Source organism: Photobacterium frigidiphilum (assembly GCF_003025615.1).
GTDB classification, from domain to species: domain Bacteria; phylum Pseudomonadota; class Gammaproteobacteria; order Enterobacterales; family Vibrionaceae; genus Photobacterium; species Photobacterium frigidiphilum.
Genome location: NZ_PYMJ01000149.1, coordinates 1 through 578 on the forward strand (window position 1 = coordinate 1; position 578 = coordinate 578).

Annotated in this window: 4 tRNA genes; all 4 read right to left on the reverse strand. The window is 45.7% G+C overall.

Going from position 1 to position 578, the window contains the following annotated elements:
• Positions 1-55: 55 nt before the first annotated feature.
• Positions 56-130, reverse strand: a tRNA-Gln gene (locus C9J12_RS30365).
• Between the two features lie 69 nt (positions 131-199).
• Positions 200-284 (reverse strand) — tRNA-Leu (locus tag C9J12_RS30370).
• Between the two features lie 49 nt (positions 285-333).
• Positions 334-410: transfer RNA gene (locus C9J12_RS30375), tRNA-Met, on the reverse strand.
• A 68-nt stretch (positions 411-478) separates the two neighbouring features.
• Positions 479-553: transfer RNA gene (locus C9J12_RS30380), tRNA-Gln, on the reverse strand.
• Positions 554-578: the final 25 nt, after the last annotated feature.

Consider the following 578-nt stretch of genomic DNA (forward strand, 5'->3'; position numbering starts at 1 on the left):
CGCTTAACTATTTGCTACTTAAAAAAAGAAAGCAATTAAGCCACATAATAAAATGTGGCAGGGCTACCTGGATTCGAACCAGGGGATGGCGGCATCAAAAGCCGCTGCCTTACCGCTTGGCGATAGCCCTACAATGTCTGTTCAAAGCCCTGCTTATTTAAAACAAGTTATCTAAGAACATTTCTCTTCGCAAAGAGAATGGTGCGGAAGGAGAGACTTGAACTCTCACACCTTGCGGCGCCAGAACCTAAATCTGGTGCGTCTACCAATTCCGCCACTTCCGCATCTGGTAATTTTACATCTTGCGATGCTTCAACTCTAAAAGAGTGAAGATGGTGGCTACGACGGGATTCGAACCTGTGACCCCATCATTATGAGTGATGTGCTCTAACCAACTGAGCTACGTAGCCATTTCATTTATGCCGCTTAACTATTTGCTACTTAAAAAAAGAAAGCAATTAAGCCACATAATAAAATGTGGCAGGGCTACCTGGATTCGAACCAGGGGATGGCGGCATCAAAAGCCGCTGCCTTACCGCTTGGCGATAGCCCTACAATGTCTGTTCAAAGCCCTGCTT